Annotated in this window: 7 protein-coding genes; 1 reads left to right on the top strand and 6 read right to left on the bottom strand. The window is 61.2% G+C overall.

The window, feature by feature from the left end:
* Nucleotides 1–56: 56 nt before the first annotated feature.
* Complete coding sequence (locus tag AACY44_RS05580; protein ID WP_339417797.1) at nucleotides 57–4,640, bottom strand: hypothetical protein; 4,584 nt, start codon at nucleotides 4,638–4,640, stop codon at nucleotides 57–59.
* A gap of 217 nt (nucleotides 4,641–4,857) precedes the next feature.
* Here AACY44_RS05580 and AACY44_RS05575 point away from each other — a divergent pair, with 217 nt between their 5' ends.
* Entirely contained in the window at nucleotides 4,858–9,717 is a 4,860-nt protein-coding gene (locus tag AACY44_RS05575) for an NEL-type E3 ubiquitin ligase domain-containing protein (RefSeq protein WP_339529898.1), read from the top strand.
* A 66-nt stretch (nucleotides 9,718–9,783) separates the two neighbouring features.
* Here the strand turns inward: AACY44_RS05575 and AACY44_RS05570 are convergent, their stop codons facing one another.
* The 5 genes from AACY44_RS05570 to AACY44_RS05550 form a co-directional block, all read right to left on the bottom strand.
* Nucleotides 9,784–10,995: a hypothetical protein gene (locus tag AACY44_RS05570; RefSeq protein WP_339455545.1), complete on the bottom strand. Its 1,212-nt coding sequence runs from the start codon at nucleotides 10,993–10,995 to the stop codon at nucleotides 9,784–9,786.
* 18 nt (nucleotides 10,996–11,013) lie between these two features.
* Complete coding sequence (locus tag AACY44_RS05565; protein ID WP_339417792.1) at nucleotides 11,014–11,496, bottom strand: CS1 type fimbrial major subunit; 483 nt, start codon at nucleotides 11,494–11,496, stop codon at nucleotides 11,014–11,016.
* Between the two features lie 4 nt (nucleotides 11,497–11,500).
* Nucleotides 11,501–12,241, bottom strand: a complete 741-nt coding sequence (locus AACY44_RS05560; protein ID WP_339417790.1) for a molecular chaperone — start codon at nucleotides 12,239–12,241, stop codon at nucleotides 11,501–11,503.
* Between the two features lie 72 nt (nucleotides 12,242–12,313).
* Complete coding sequence (locus AACY44_RS05555) at nucleotides 12,314–14,836, bottom strand: CS1-pili formation C-terminal domain-containing protein (protein ID WP_339417788.1); 2,523 nt, start codon at nucleotides 14,834–14,836, stop codon at nucleotides 12,314–12,316.
* Nucleotides 14,837–14,965: 129 nt separating this feature from the next.
* Complete coding sequence (locus AACY44_RS05550; RefSeq protein ID WP_339435855.1) at nucleotides 14,966–15,454, bottom strand: CS1 type fimbrial major subunit; 489 nt, start codon at nucleotides 15,452–15,454, stop codon at nucleotides 14,966–14,968.
* Between the last annotated feature and the right edge of the window lie 341 nt (nucleotides 15,455–15,795).

The following is a 15,795-nucleotide window of genomic DNA, read 5'->3' as shown; positions in this document are numbered from 1 at the left end:
AGTCAGAGAACGTTCAGGCCCACGCCTGTCCGCTGGCGAGCGCGCTTGCCACGGGATCAGTCGAGGCTGAAAAACAGACGACGTGCCATGGCCAATCCAACAGGCGAGCGATAAATCTCCAGCGTCTGTTGCGCCCGGCCGCCCTGCCCGAGGCGCATGCGCGCAAAGGCCTGGGCTTCGAACTCAGCCTGGGCCAGGCGACCCAGGCGGTTCTGTTCGGGGCTTTTGATGTGGCCGAAGGTGTAGTGATCGTCAGGCCCGTGACGACTGGCGTAGTGAAAATGCGCAAAACACAGCGCGCGGCCGGTGTGGATGTCGTTCACCGCGTACACTTGCAAAAAATCATTGCGGCGCCCACGCAGCGGCACCCGTTGTCCCTGCCGGATGATCTTCACTTCACCCTGCTGTTGCAAAAACGCCACGTCATTGACGCTGCGTAGGTTATTGCGGCTGGCGCGGATGCGCGCGTCCAGCCCGGCCGCGTCCAGCCGCGCCGCGGCCAGGCGCAACTTCGCCTCGGTATCCTGCGCTTTGCTGCGCTGGACGTTCTCGAGTCGCACGATCGTCCGACCGCTCAGTTTGTGCCTGATAGCCTCGGCCGCCAACGTACGGCTACGCCCCTGAGCCTCCAGCAGTTCCTGAAGCGACGCCGCATCGTTGGCCCGAGCCATCATCGCCTCGACATTGGCGATGGCCCTGTCCTCATCACGCAGCAGAACGTCCGCTTTTTTCAACAAGGCCCCCAGTTCTGGATCAGGACGCACGGGGGGTGGTGCTTTCAACTGATCCCAAACGCCATCGTCGGCCTGGGTGAACGAACCGATCACACCGCCCGCAGCGTCATGCAACTGGGCTGTCTCGACGCTCATGGGTTCCGGGCTCAGCCGGGCCACATAAAGGTCGCGATTGCGGGTAAGAATGATTTTCCCACTTGACTGGCCAGCCGCCTCAGGACGGGGTTTGATCACGCGGCGCGGCGCAGGTTGCAGCAACTGCGCCAAGTCCTGTTGCGCCTGGTGATGCAGGGATGCCAACAGTTCCTGGAGTTTTTGCAGATACGGCAGGTCGAATTTATCCGGCTCCATGGCGCGCCAGAATTCGATGCGATCATCGGTTTGTGCGTAGACCCGATCAATGCTCTCGAGCAGTTCGATGCGTTGTTCATGGCTGCACTGCAAGTGCTGCAAATCGACCTGGGAGCGACTGGCCAAACGGGCGCGGTCGAACGTTTCATTCATGTCATCGATAAAATCATCCTTGAGCAGCGAACCACGCACATCAAAGGCGGCACTCCAAAGCGTGGTCAATTGCAACGTTTGCAGGTCGAGGATCGACGGACGTTGCGGCATACGCAGGGTTAACACGCGCGCCTTGTCACGTCCCAGTCGCGGGACCTGGCGCAGTTCTTCAAGGTAGCGCTCTTCTATCGTGCGCCAGTGAATCGCGCTGCCATGCAGGGTCGCCAGCTCACGCATGATCTGTCTCAGCTCGTCATGAAACTGTGCTTGCCTCGTCTCCTCCAACTGCTTCAACACGGCGGGCAATTTATTCGTGACCCGCTGAATGTGTTCACGGCTGACGACGTCGGACAATTGTGCGGCGAGGACAATCGACTCCACTATCTGACTCAGTTCTTCTTCGTATCGCGGGCGTGGCGCCAGTTCCCGCAGGCGCCTGAGCAACCTCAGTTCCTGCAGCAAATACGCCACCTTGCCGTTGAGCTCCTTGATGTAGCGGTCGCGGAATGCGTTGAGCATTTTTTCGTCGGCGCCGCTGTTGGGGTTTTTGAGCAGGTCGTACGCAACTTCCGCTGCCTGTTGCGCGCGCGTGCGATTCTTGATCGCATGCTGGTACTGAGCTTCCAGGACACTGCGGTCCACGACAGGCTCGCTCGGCTCCTGGTCCGCGCCCCCGCTGAGGCGCAACTGCAGATCAATATCCCACAGGCCGGCACCGATGAGTTTCAACCAGGGCCCGAGCCGGCTCCCGTCAGAGCTGATCACACGGGCCCGCCCCCGTTGCAGGCGCACGGCGAACACTTGGCCGCGCACCAACGCCTTCCACTGCGTGGGCGCGCGCGCGGTGTCATGCCACAACCCCTGCCAGGGTCCGCTTTGCTCGGTAAAGCCCTGGGGCCAGGGCTTGCCAACGGTGTTCAGGCTAAACCCTTGCAAACGCGCCTGCAGCGGCGGCGTCAGAACGTCACGCGCATTGGCCCAAGCGGCCGGTACGCTGAAGTTCACCGGCGGAACGTGATAGGTGGGCGGCAGCGGGCTCGGCTCCTGGGCGGCCAGAGGGGCGAACACCGGGTGTTCCAGCAGCAGATGCTGGCGCGCGTCGTGGGGCGAGGCCTGGTGCGCGAGGATTGCCATCAGGTTGGCAAGCACGTCCATGACGGCGGCGTTACGTGTCTGGTCGTCATCGCTTTGCAGGCTAGGCATATCCTGCCGGGCACTGTCGAGCACCTGCACCAGCCAGCCCGCCAACATCACCGGGCCGCCGAGCAGCGGTTGCAAAATACCGAACAACAGCCAGCCAACCTGCTTTACGCTGGCCCAGCGCTGTTCAGCGTTCGACACGCTTTGCCGATCCGCTTGGGCAACCATAGCCTGGGCAGTGGCGGCGAACACTTGGTGCGCGGGGTCGTCCACATTGATCCGCTTGCTCAATTGCGCAGGCCCAGGCGCCTCGAACGCAGTGAACTCATCGCCCGACAAAAAACGCCGCACATGAGGTTCGCGAAAACCGCCGTGGGCATACACCGCCTGGCGCGACGGATCGAGCCAGTTCAGGACGCTGGCCTGCAAATCGCCAGGCGCCTGTACGGCCGCGAACAGGGCATCGAGGCTGGGGTATTCGAGCAGCAGCGGAACGCACAAGGGCCGGTACAACAGATGCGCACCTTGCTGGCCTTGCTCCGGGCCGATGATAAACATATTCGCCACCTCGTCCGGCGCGGCGTCGCGTGTTGCCTTGAACGCCAGTGGCCACATCGCCACGGCTTGCCCGTCCACCAGGCGTTGCGCCCGCGTGTCTTGCAGCGCCGCCAGCAGCCGGCGAAACCCCTGGAAGGTCAGGCCGTGCAGGCCGCTCACCTGCCACTCCAGCGCCTGCATGGGCAGTTGGATGCGCAGTTGCTGACTGAATAAGCGCCGGCGGCGCGTCGCTTGCACCGGGTCGTCGACCAGGGTTTTCTTCAACAGCGCAGGGTACGTCTGGCCCACATCGGCGTTAGTCACACACGTCTTGAGCAGGTTGTAGGTCAACCACGCGGGCGCCGGTTCCCCCTTGAGGCGGATGCTTTTCGCGGTATAGGGAAACCCGGCAAGGTTTTCCAGGGCAAGCTGCGCCAAGGTGACGGTAATTGACTGCACTTGCCCGGCAATGAAACCGCCCGGCACCGGCACGGCGGCGGCGATGACTTTGTCAAAGCTCACACTGATCGCAGAGGGTTCGAGTGTGGCGGTTTTCGGGTCGTTCTTGAGACACGCCTGCAACTGCTGTTCGGCGTATTCCGGGAGTGCGGGAATATCATCCAGAAAATGCTCTGTTCCGTTTTCCTGCCGGGCCAGCACCTGGGCCTGGAGCAGACGCGCGTAGGCGCTGCAGGTTTGTCCGTCGACGTGCAGCAGCCACAGCGGCAACTGATCGCGCAGCTGTTGCTGACGGGGGCTCAAGCGCGGAATGAACCAGCGCTGCACATCGGTAATGGTCCTCAGCAGCGCCTGATAATCCTCGACGGCACGTGGCACCGCGAGATCCAGGCTGGCGATTTCCCGCAATTGGCGCTGCAGGTAACTCGCCGCCAATTCATCGAACGGGTCGCTCACGACCTCGACAGCGAACCAATCCCCGGCAGCGCCCGGCAATAACGGGCTGGCATAAGCCGGCAACAAGGCCTGCACCGCTTGCAGGTTATCGAGCACCTGCACGCCGCTGGCCGGGCTGAACAACACCACAGGCCCCTGCCCTGCGGGGCTGAGCACCAGCAACGGCAGCATCTGCACGGGCTCGTTCCTGCCACGCCGCAGATGCAGGGTCTGTACCCGCAGCGCAGGGCCAAGAGCGCTCCAGTGGCGATTGGGTCGCTGCCGATGCAGGCCCGACTTGGGCAACACCTGGGCATACCGTGCCTCGCTCATGCCGGGCGGGCGCGGGGAATCGTAGAGCAACCCCAGTAATTCGTCGGACAGATACCCCCAGCGCGTCCTGTTCACCGGCAGCGATTCATTCCACCAGGCTTGCAAGCGCTGGGCGAAGCGGGTGAGCAATAGGGCGCCGCATTGATTGATCAGCCGCTCCACGGTCGCCAGGCTCGGACCTGCGACGGTGTAGGTTTCACGGGTGCGCTGCGCGACCACGTGGTAATCCGCGGCCAATAACGTCGGTTGCGCCGCCGCCAGACGCTCCAGCAACAGTTGCGGCAGGCTTTTGTAGCGATAAGTGGTCGGGGCGGTTTCGATCTCCGGAAACCCCAGATAAATCAGCCCGGCAGCGTTACGGTGTTGCTCAGCATAGGTGTCCAGCCAGGCCTGGGCGCAATCCTGGGCCACGACGAACAGCGTGGGCGGATCGGCGAATAGGGTCAAGACCTGCTCGATATGAGCCTGGCGTAGCGACAGTGGAGCATCGACAGTCATGGTGCGTTCTCAGTCAGGGATTGAGCGCAACCCTAGGCGGGAGCGGCGGCGCGCGGGCACTAAACAATTACCCCTGGCCTGTTCACCGCGGTACCGGCGGGCTGCCCGTATGCCGCCGTCTGTGAAGCCCAGGGCGAAACGCGCTAACTATGTAACCCCAAGGCCCGCACCGGGTCCTTAGGCTGATGACCTTGAATAGCACTCGAGGTCATCCGCCATGCCTGTCACACCTGACGCTGTGATCACACTCAACCTTCCCGACTGGCTGCGCAGCACCGCCTGGCCGCGCGCCCAGCGTCTGCAAGGCGCGTCGATGGCGGCACTGACGACCTTCCATCGGCTGGCCGGCACGCCTCAAGCACCGCTCAAACGTGCCAACGCGCACGCCTGGCGTGCGCAGAACAGCGTCGATAAACGTCTGGACGCAGTGCTCGACCTGCACGCCTTCGCCGAACCCTTGCTCACCCATGCACTGAAGCAACGCTACGCGCTGCACCTCGACGTCAAGGCCATCTACCTGTTCTTGCACAGCGAAAAAGGCACCTGGCTCAAGGGCACGACCAGCCGCAGCGTGTCCCTGCTGGACGCCGCGCTGCACAACTTCGCCAGGAGCGAGGTGTTCAGTACCGATTCCAGCTACATCACCCGGCCTGATGCGCGCGGGCACTTCATGATCACGCCGATGAAAGACCGCATGAGCATCGCGCAGTTCGTGACGCTGTGCCGCGAGCTGGACCTGGGCGCGCAGTACCAGCGGCATCTGCAGCGTTACCTGCAGCCGCCTGCAAAGGCAGACAAGGACGCCTTGCAAACTGAGGTCATCGCCAGCCAGAAAGCCGCCTTGAACGCGGCGGCGCACCTGGCGCTGCATACCGGTGAGCTCGACGCGGCGACCTTTCACCTGGTGCAGCGCGCCGTAGCCGGCGAGCGCGGCGTGATGCAGTTTTATCAACTGCGCATACAGGACACGCAACTGACCGGCATCCTGCTGATTGCGCCTGATCTGCTTGCAGCCACGACCCTCGTCCCCATCGTGATGTACATCCCCCACGAGCTGAAAACCCCGATAAAGCAGTACGTCAGCACCGTCGCGCTGATGGATGACTTGCAAGCGAGGCTGAAGGATACGGGCTACCCAGCGTTCTTCAGCCAGTTCGTCGATCAGCAGCAGCGCGGGCGTTTTTTCAGTGCGCTGCAACAGCGCCCGCGTTTTGAGGCAACCCTCATCAATGGCGATTTGTGGCAGCACCGCTACCAATCGATGTTGAATAAAATACTCAACGACGGCCGCGAACTGGCGGTGGCTACCGCCTACGCCGACAGCCGTGCTCGTTGGAGTTGGTGGGACAATTTCAGTCAATTGCTCGAAGAAGTATTCAATGCGGCGCTGCTGGTGATCACGCCGTTCGTGCCGTTGCTGGGCGAGCTGACACTGGCCTATACCGCCTATCAATTGCTCGATGAAGTGGTCGAAGGTGTGGTGGACCTCACCGAGGGCCAGGCCCGCGAAGCCGCCGGCCATCTGATCGGCGTGGTCAGCCAGGTGGTGCAACTGGGTGCCTTTGGCGTGGCCGGACACTTTGCACAGTCGGCCTTCGTCAATCAGCTCAAGCCGATCAGCTTCAACGGCAAAACGCAGTTGTGGAACCCTGATCCAAAGCCCTACGCGCAACCGCGACTGGACCTGCCCGCCGACTTGACGCCGGATGAGCGCGGCCTACTCCAGCACAATGACCGCAGCTTGTTGCCGGTGGATGGCCAACACTATGCCGTCGCCCTGGATGCGCCTGAGGCCACCTACCGGGTCCAGCACGCCAGCCGCCCGGACGCCTATGCGCCGCCCCTGCAGTACCTCGACCAGCCGCAAGCCTGGAGTGAACAACAACTGTGGCGCCAACTGGGGCCGTTCAGCGACGAGCAACAGGCGCACATCCGCAGCATCAGCGGTGTCGACCATGGCGTATTGCGCGCCGTGCAATCAGAGCACCTGCGCGCACCGTTGTTGGACGACACCGTCAAACGCGTGCGCCTGAGCCAGGACACCCGCGACATGGTGCAGCGCTTGCGTGAGGGCAAACCGGTGGACCAGGACACTTACTGGAGCCCGCACCTGGCCCGTGAGCTGCAGGGTTGGCCGGCCGATGTGGCGATCGACGTGTATGAAAACGCAGACCTCAGCGGCGCTTGCTTACGCTTCGGTGAGCCGGACGCCGGCGAGGTACTTGCCATCAGCCAGGAGGCCCTTAACCAAGGCACGTTGCCGGAGCGCCTGCTAGACGTGCTCGACGACACACAACTGAGCGCGCTGCTCGGCGAGTTGCCGGACCAGCGCCCGGCGCGCATCCAGGCACTGCGTGAGCGCCTCGCCGACAACCTCGAGCGCCGTCATGGTGCGGTGTTCGACTACCTGTATCGCAACAGCGAAGAGCTGCACGATGAAACCGCGTTGCGGGTGCGTCAAGCCATGCCGGACCTGCCCAAAAGCCTGTTGCAAAGTGTGCTCGACCACGCCCGCCCGGCGGAGTTGAGGCGCCTGCGCGAAGAACAACGCCTGCCTCTGCGCTTGAAAAATCTCGCCCGCGAATGGCAGTGGCAGGCACGCGCCGCCCATGCCTTTCAGGGCTTGCACGAACCCGAACTGTTCGGCGCCGATGCCGAACAGATGAGCCTCAATACCCTGCGCGTCAACAGCGATGCGCTGGGTGATTGTCGAATCGAAGTGCGCCAGCAACACCTGCAGGGCACTCTGCGCGCGAGTGCCGGGCCGCAGGGTGCACGCCGCACGCGGGTGCTGGTCGCGCACGATGGCGGTTATCAGCTGTACGACGAGCGTCAGCACGCGTTGCAACACATGGATGATTTTTTTGACGCGCTGCTACTGGCGTTGCCCGTCGACACAAGCGCCGCCCTGAAGCTCAATGAGGGGACGACGCTCAAGCGCTGGCTGATGGACCGCATTCAAACGCCGCAGCAACGGCGCAGCCTGTTTGAACCGGCCGGTAAGCCCGCGAACGCGCCCAGGGATGCGCTGGTGCTGACGCAAAAACCGATGCACCGGATGGGTCAATGGATGTGCGAGCTGTTTCCCACGTCGTTGAGGGATCGGGTCAAGGCGCTCTACCCTTTTGCGCCGCAGATCGTGATCGAGACTTATCTGCTGGGCCTCGATGACTCGGTGCAACGCGATCTTTTCGAGGCGCGAGCGCTGGAAAAATCCCGCCTGGAGGAAGACCTGAATAATTGGCTGGACGCCGCGCCGGCGCTGGAACACCCGCACATGGGCCGCATAAAGCAAGAATTGGCCACGGCGCTGCTGCGCACCTGGGAACAGAACATTGACCCCGACCCGGACGGTTTCGGCTTGACCCTCAATGGGGTTGAGCTGTCAGGGCTGCTGAGCGACCTGCGCCTGCGTACCCGCTTTGAACATATCTTGCAGCTGGATTTGATCGACGCCGAACTGACCGACAGCGATACGCACTTTCTCAGCGTGTTTCCACGGCTGCACAACCTGGACCTTTCCGGCAATGGATTGACGCGCTTGCCTGATGCGCTGACCGGAATGCGCAGCCTGACAACCCTGAACCTGGATCGCACGCCGATTCAGTGGGAGGCGCACGGTCTGGCCAAGCTCAGCGGCATGCGGCGTCTGCGGCGCTTGTCCCTGGCGGACAACCGCAACCTGACTGTAGCGCCAAACCTTTCCCAACTGCCTGACCTGCGCTGGCTGTGCCTGCGCAACACGGCGATCAGCGAATGGCCGCAAGGGCTGTTTCCAAGGCGGAGCCCGGCGCATTTTTTTCTCGATATACAACACACGGCGATTATCGACGTGCCGGCATTTCTGCCCTGGCAGCCCGAGGCCGAACTGGTGGCGCGGGTGCGCCTGGATCGCAACCACCTGACCACTGACGCCGAGAAACGACTGGTGAGCTACCGGATCGAGGCAGGGCTGGACCCGTTCCGCCTCTATCCGCCGAAAGGCGACGCGGCTTATTGGCTTGAACTCGAAACGCCTGAACACAGCCCCTGGCTGCGGCAACTGTGGCAGGAACTTGAAGAGGAACACGGCTCGCAGGGGTTCTTTGAGGTGATCAAGAGCCTTGAACCGTCGGCGTATTTCGAGGACCCCAACGATGAAGCGATGTTTGCACAGGGTCGCCGCGAACTGACCGCAAAGGTCTGGCGCATGCTGTTGGCGATGCAAGGCGATGAGGCGCTGCGCTTGCGACTGTTTCTCATGGCCAGCAACCCGTTGACCTGCGCCGATGCCGGCGCACATGTGTTCAATGCCATGGGCTACGAGGTGCTGCTCGTCGAGATCAACCGTGATCTGCTCGGCCTCGATCGGGACTTGAAACTGTCCCACCTGGCCAGGGGTAAAACACGCCTGGATCGCCTGAACAAAGTGGCGCAAGCCGCTATCCGCTTGCGCATCACTGCGCCCGAGGAAGGCGGACACGGGTTGCGCTTTACCACTGACGTTATCGACGGTGTGCCGGGAACGGTGGATGAGGTGGAGGTTTACCTGGCCTACCACACCGGGCTCAAACGACGCCTCGACTTGCCCTGGATCGCCGAGCACATGACCTACCGCATGACAGCGAAGGTGGATGAACCCAGCCTTGAAACGGCGTACAACCAGGTGATCGCTCAAGAGGCCGGGGACGGACTGGCGGCGGGCATGCTCGATCAGCCGTTCTGGGTTGAGTATTTGCATGCCCGGCATGCCGAGCAATTCGCCGCTAGCCTGGACCGCGGCTATGAGTTGATCGGCCCGCTGGACGAACTGCGAGACGCGCAAGATCAATGGGCTAAAGGCCAATCGCGGCCCCCTGAAGAGCAACCCACGCTCAAGCAACACCTGCTGACGTTGGCGGATGCGCTGAACGTGCCCCACGACGTCGTCCTCACGGGCAAGCCAATGACCACCGAAACGTACGAACGTCTGCTCGCAGGCGGCTTCACGGATGACCAAATCAGTGAAACCGCCCTTGCCCACCAACTGACCCGCAACGCCTTACATCGCCTGAACGACTACGAAAGCGGCCGGGGCACGCCACAGCAAGCGCACTAACTATTGAGCGCCGTGGCGAGCGGGCGCGCCCGCGTGACACAACAGGCCCGCTCGCCACGGGAAACGCTAGGCCTGCGAATCCCACACCACGGTGACTACGCCGCTGTAGGTACTCCCGGCCTGTTCAAGCATTTCGGCCACGGCGTCGGCCTTGACTTCAAAGTGCAAAGTGCTGGGTTTGCGGTTGATGTAGTTTATCGGCTGGAACAGTTCGGTACCGCTGCCGTCCAGGCGCAGGGGCAAGCGGTTGACCGGGCGCCCGGCAGCGTCGACAAGGCCATGCGGCAAACTGACGGCGACGTCCAGCGGTACCTGATGACCGGCAGCGTTACGCAGGCTGCAGCTGTTGCCCATGGGTTCCGGGCATTCCAGGGTCATCTTGAATTGCGAGCTGGCCCACAGGTTGACGGTCTGGTCGCGGAACAGCCGGCTGGGCCTACGGCCGTTCTGCAGCCAGGCTTGCCAGCCGCCCTGGGGTTCAAGCTGGATGCGGTTGCCACCAGGGGGGACTTCGGCTTTGAGGTGGTGATCCACATCCAGGGTGAAGTTGAAGGTCAGCACGTTGTCGGTGGGGATCATGATGTCGCCGAAGTCAAAATCCGCACCGGGCCCGATGGTGTAGGTCGTGCTGCCAACGTATTGGCCGGCATCCATTTGCAAGGGGTTGGGGGTTTTCAATTCGTACGAATACTCGAACGTTTCGTAAAACAGGGTTGAAATGTCCTTGGCCGCAGGCACAGCGCACGCTCCGATGCCAACGGGTGTGATCCACGACCACAACAAAAAGAGATCGTTGCCAATCGCGTAGTCCGTGGACACGCAAGGACTTCGGGCGATTTTCCATCCAAGAGTGCCATAAAGCCAAAGCCACCGGTCAGCAACGGGCAACACGTACTTACCCCCAATGCCAGCAATTCTGACCTGCAGCGTTTCGGTTTTTGCTGTCACCGTATTGGTCACCTGCAGGTCACGCCATTCGGTGGGCACCTTGAACATCGCGCCTTTGCGCGGGTCTGTGTGATTGCCGAGGATTGGGCCACTGGAGTTGAACTGAATCGCCGTGGTCCGAATACTGAAGATACCTAATTGCTTGCAACGCTCTGGCATATGCCAAGGACAAATGCCACTTTCCGGCGTGGTGTTTTTAAACCGATTGATCATCGGATTAGACGGGTCAGGGCGAAACTCAGCCGTCATTTCCTGCACGAGCGCCTGGGCATGCGCCGTCCACAAAAAAAATGCGAGCATCGCAATCCAGCGCCCACTCAATACATTCATCAATAAATCTCCAGTCGATCAGGGCGCAATTGCATCGAACACCATGTGCACGGTGCCGTAGTAATGGCCGGGCCGGTAATCGTCGTCCGGTTTGATGGCGGCGATTTCCAGGCTCACGCGTGTGCCGGGCCGCGCTTGGGCTGTGGACACCACCTCGGTCTGGTTCAACCCCAATTCCACCTCATTGAAGGTCACGCGCAGGTCAACGCGCTCGGTGCCGTTGGACAGGTACGCCTCCTGGTCCAGCCGCGCACCAATGGCCCCAGCGATATTTTTCACATCGAACGGCGCGCGCAAGGTGGCCAACTGGGAACTCACCGGGTTGTAGACCAGTTTCTGGTCGCGCTGCACCAGTTGCGGGTCGACCGGCAGCACATAAAAGTCGGCCGTCGGAATGGTCACAGACACTTCAAACGTCTCGCGCTCAACGGCGGCGTGAATCCGCGACCCCGTCATCCCAAGGACGATGACTAACATGGCCAGGGCCAGGAGCTTGTACATAGGTTTACCCCTTGACCTCGATTTTTCTGGTCTCGTCGCCTTCGATCAGGCTAAAGCGGTATTCGCGACCCGGTTGCTTGTCGAAGCCATACGAACGCCCGGCACGGATGTGGTGACGCAGGGTCGGCCGGCACTCTTGCGGGGACTCGGCCGAGCAGTCCTTGAACTCGTCGATCACCACCACACTGTTGCCGTTGTTGCTTAGGGTGTATCGCGTGGCGTTGTCCTGGATCGCCGTGTCGAACCGGGTGACCTTGGGCCGTACGAAAAACACCGTGCCGTAGCCGGCCAAAACCCTGACACCCGCCGCGAGGCTTTGCTGATACTCGTCGCGCTCTTCATCGGTAACGGCAAAGTCATCGTCGGACTGCGGCACCACCGGCACGAAGCGCACGCGGAAATAGCGCTCCTTGTCGCGGTTGCCCATGAACAGCAAGCGCGTGCCCTGTGTGCCGTTGGCCGGCACGATCAAGCGCGCAGGGCTCGCCATCAAGCCTTCGCGCGCAACGGCGCCCACCTGGTTTTGCAGCGGCACTTCGCGGTAGCTGCCGTCGTCGTTATAGATCATCTCAAGGATATTGACCTTGACGAACGCGGTGGATGTACCGCCGTTAAACACACGTTTCATGTAGGTACTTCTATCGCCGTCGAGGTAGTCGTACACCACCCCCACATTGATCTGCGGGCCGGCCAGGGCCGCAAGGGAAAACAGCGATAAGGCGTATAGCATCAACACACGTTTCATTTACTCAACCTCAGGTTTATCGCGAGAAGACGGTTGTCTAGGACCGTTTCAGGCCGTTGCATAAAAAGGTGATCAGCCCGCAGCTCGGTCAGTCAGGGCGATATCAGCCAACGTATCCGGCGTGCACCGCAAATCCCCGATCATCAGCACATCGCTTTCCTGACGCGCCTTGCTCGGGTCGAGCCTGAACTGGCACCGCAACTGGTTGGCGTAGCGCACTTCCAGGGTCGGCGCGCCGGCGTTCATTTCCATTGAGAAGAAGCCGTCCACTTCGCTGACCGCGCGGCTGGCGTGGTTGATCACGTGGTGGCCCTTGAGGGGGGAGCCCTGCCCGTCGACCAGGCGGCCCAACACCGTGACGGTGCGCATCACGCTGATCTTGCGGTACTCCACGCCGCCTTTGTTCAGGTGGTATTGGGTACGCGCCGGCTGGATATTGGCGGCCGGTGGATGGTTGCCGTCAAAGTCGAACGCGAGGGTGCTGCTCTTGTAAGCGCTGATCGGCACAAAGTTGCGCCCTGGCCGCAGGCGTGAACTGCCGCCGGTCAAGTCATCGGCGCGCAGGGTGATGTCTTCGAGGTCGGTTTCCACGTCGACGATCATGCCTGCGCCACCGCGTTGCTGTTGGCTGCTGAGCACGGCTTTGCTGCCGCCCACCGCGACCGTGCTGCTGAGGTTCAAGCCACCTGACAGGCGCCCGTTGAACGACGAGCGCTGCACGTAGGTGTCGCCATAGAGTTCGTCGCTCTGGAAGCTGGCGCGCCCCGACAAACCCACGCCATAGGTGTCGGCAATCGCGGTGCCGGAGACGCTTTGCAGCAGGTGATCGTCAAGGGTCTTGGTGTAGGTCAGCGAGCCGTTATTGTCGCGACCACCGTCACGCGCGGTACGCGAGCCGATGCTGGCGGACCACTGCTCGCCCGGCGAACCCAAGGCCACGCTGACGCTGAGGTCGACGCCGCGGTTGCGGTTGTCACCGGTGGCTGAGGTGGCGGGCCGGTCGAACAGCGACAAACGCCAGTTGGCATCGCTGCCCAGGAACGTGCCGCGTTGGGTCCAACCCACGTCCACGCCCGTGCCTTCGATGTTGCCCTGGCTGTAGGACAGCCGCGAGTTGATCGAACTTTTGTTGCTGAGGCGATGGTTCAGGGACAGCGACGAGTTGCTGGTCTGGCCGATAAACACGTTGCGCTGTCGGATGCGCGTGCCGTCCGGCAGCAGCTCGTAGGTGCGCGTGGTGTCGAGCCAACTGCGGTTGTGGCTGAACACCACGCTGCCCTGGCCATAGCTGTAGAGGGTTTGCAGGTCGACGCCGGTGCCGTGGTCCTGGGTCTGGTAGACGTTGGCATACAGGCTGAGGCTGTTGGCGAGCGTCCAGTCGATGGACGTGCCGTACTGCATTTTTTCCCGCACCTTGCGCGTCGACAGGCCGAGAATCACCCGAGGATGCGCGAGGTAGTTAATCCCGGCGCCATAGGTCATGAAGCGACTCGACTGCTCGTCCCAGTTGCTCAGCAGTTTGGTTTCCTGGCCGATGAAGGTGTTGTAGCGCCAGCGTTCATCAGCGTTGCGCCAGTTGTTGGGCTTGTAGATCAACTCCTGGGTGGTGGCGGTGGTGAAACCGTCTTCGATCAGGCGCACCTCCACCTCGTAGATACCACCCGGCAAGGGCCGGGTGTCGAGGGTCTGCAAGCCGGCAGCGACGGGCTGGGTGTTGATCAACAGGCCGGCGCGGTAGATTTCCACCGATGCCTGGCGGCTGGCGGTGACGTACACCGGGTAGACGCTGGGCTTGGGGTTGTTGATGAGCAGGCTGTCGGAGCTGCCGTACATCACACCCACGGCGGTGTCGGGGTTGGCGCCGAATGAGCGAATCTGCCGCGTGAGCCCGTTGGAGCCAGGGGTGAAGTAGCCCAGGCGGACGAAATTGCCTTCCAGTTCGCGCTGGGTGTAAAGCTCGTGCATGGCGTGGTAGAGCGTGGTGTCCACCCCACCGACGCGGGACAACTGCAGGTTCATCGCCTGGCTCCAGTTGCCAATGCTGGAACTGGCCTCAAGGCCATAGCGGCCGCCGACTGACTCGTCCTGGCCACCGGTGAGGTTGAATTGGTTATTGAAAATCATGCCCAGGCTGCCGGCTGCCGGCTGATCGTAAAACTGCTTCACCTGCGCGTTGCGCTCGACGTTTTCCGTGAGGATCGAGACCAGCGAGTTTTCCAGGCTGTAGTGCACCGCCAACAATTGCGACGGGCAACTTTGTTCGCAGCCGCCCAAGGGCATGCCGTCTTTAAGGCGTTGCTCCCAAGTGGCACTGACAGCGGCAGACAGTTGACTGTCGCCCCGGTCAGTAAACTCAAGTAAGGTAATACGGTCATCGCGGCCCAATACAATCATGGCTTCGCCGAGAAACTGTTGATCGAGTTCTACGCGCACCGCCAGTGGCACATCGAAAAAGTGTTGCTCAAACTCTTCAGGCAGTCCCTTGGACTGTGATAACAAGCTACCCGGTGTTGTACCGGGAACTGTCGGTGCAGCCAGGGCATTGGCGCACAGCAATAACGCGAGCGCGCCCATCAGTGGCGTCATCGGAAACATGGACGGAATACTCGTCAGTACGGACAGTCGAAACTGTTAAACCAGGCCGGCGTTCGGGAAGGAAGCTGCCGGCCTGTCTATTCAAACCCCCGCAATCATCGCGTTCACGGGGTGAACCACAGGCTCACATCAACGCGGTACGGCGTCGAAGATCACGGTGTAGTTGGAAGTGTAGAGGCCGTTCTGAGTGTCCAGCGGTTTGGCCGGAGTGACGACCAGATCAGCTTGGGTGCCTGGGGTGGATTGAGGATCATCAACCACTTCCTGTGGGGTGGCCGTCAGGGTGACGCCGTTGAAGGTGTTGGTCAGCGCGATGTTGTCCGAGCCGTTGTATAACGCAGCCGCGGTCGGGCCGCCTTCGATGTAGGCGTGAACCGAACCGTCGGTGTTCTTGACATCGAAAGTTGCCCGCAGGGAACTCAGTTCACCGCTGACAGGGTTGTAGTTCATGGTTTCATCCTTACCAAAGTTAGGGTCACGCGGCTGAGCGTGAAACTGCTTGGTAGGGATATTGGCCGTGATGTTGATGGACGAACGCGCATCGTCGACCGCAAAAGCCGTGGTGGCGGACATGGCGACGGCGACGAGAGGTGCCGCTACGGCGAATTTCTTGAACATGCTGAATACCTGTCATCTAAAAAAAGGGTTCTTAGAGGCGTTGGAAGCGTTTAATTTTCCAACTAATTGCATTGCAAGTCGGGGACTTGTTCAACGCCAGGCAAGTATCCACAGCAATAAATACTAAGTAAGCCGTCTGATTCGTTTAGTTGCGTAGCCGAGTTACACCATGACACATAGGAAAATCATGGCATTTTGCCAAAACTTTAAAATTACCCGTAAGAAACAGACTACACGTGAATAAATGATAATAATTTATTGCGGATCAGTTCCGTAAGACTAGTATTACAACAACTAAAAAACAACAGCCTTTACGCGTCCCCACCCACTTTCTATTTAGT

It is taken from the genome of Pseudomonas sp. RA_15y_Pfl1_P11 (assembly GCF_963970975.1).
In the GTDB taxonomy this organism is placed as follows: domain Bacteria; phylum Pseudomonadota; class Gammaproteobacteria; order Pseudomonadales; family Pseudomonadaceae; genus Aquipseudomonas; species Aquipseudomonas tritici.
The sequence above is the reverse complement of the archived record's forward strand: the minus strand, read 5'-3'. Positions and strand labels throughout refer to the sequence as shown.

What these genes read in the sequence shown, in the direction of transcription:
- AACY44_RS05580 (WP_339417797.1), bottom strand. Translation starts at nt 4,640, where the DNA reads ATGACTGTCGATGCTCCACTGTCGCTACGCCAGGCTCATATCGAGCAG.
- AACY44_RS05575 (WP_339529898.1), top strand. Translation starts at nt 4,858, where the DNA reads ATGCCTGTCACACCTGACGCTGTGATCACACTCAACCTTCCCGACTGG.
- AACY44_RS05570 (WP_339455545.1), bottom strand. Translation starts at nt 10,995, where the DNA reads ATGAATGTATTGAGTGGGCGCTGGATTGCGATGCTCGCATTTTTTTTG.
- AACY44_RS05565 (WP_339417792.1), bottom strand. Translation starts at nt 11,496, where the DNA reads ATGTACAAGCTCCTGGCCCTGGCCATGTTAGTCATCGTCCTTGGGATG.
- AACY44_RS05560 (WP_339417790.1), bottom strand. Translation starts at nt 12,241, where the DNA reads ATGAAACGTGTGTTGATGCTATACGCCTTATCGCTGTTTTCCCTTGCG.
- AACY44_RS05555 (WP_339417788.1), bottom strand. Translation starts at nt 14,836, where the DNA reads ATGTTTCCGATGACGCCACTGATGGGCGCGCTCGCGTTATTGCTGTGC.
- AACY44_RS05550 (WP_339435855.1), bottom strand. Translation starts at nt 15,454, where the DNA reads ATGTTCAAGAAATTCGCCGTAGCGGCACCTCTCGTCGCCGTCGCCATG.